1 protein-coding gene is annotated in these 346 nt (G+C 40.5%); it reads right to left on the bottom strand.

Going from position 1 to position 346, the window contains the following annotated elements:
• Positions 1 to 346, bottom strand: a 346-nt coding sequence (locus tag ACVC5O_RS00545; RefSeq protein WP_452219506.1) for an Ig-like domain-containing protein, incomplete at both ends; no start/stop codon positions are given.

Raw genomic sequence — 346 nt, 5'->3', positions numbered from 1 at the left:
ATATTCAAACGTATCTGTTCCATTGTATCCTGGGTTTGGTGTGTAGGTTACTACATCATCACTTGGATCGTTTGGTGTATTGTTTGGATCTGTTATGACTACGGTTCCATTGGTTGGTGGTGTTGTGATTGCGATTGTACCTTCCGTTGGGATGTCGTTATCGTTATCATAAACATCTACCACTACTGGTGTGTCTTCGTCTGTAGTTGTTGTATCGTCTTCTACATCTACAATTGGATTTACTGTTACGGTTACTGTTGCTGTGGACTCATCGCCATCTGCATCTGTAATTGTATAATCAAACGTATCTGTTCCATTGAAATCTGGTGCTGGTGTGTACAGTATA

This window comes from Lacinutrix salivirga, from assembly GCF_053604675.1.
Note: the sequence above shows the minus strand (reverse complement) of the source record. Positions and strands in the feature narration are given on the sequence as shown.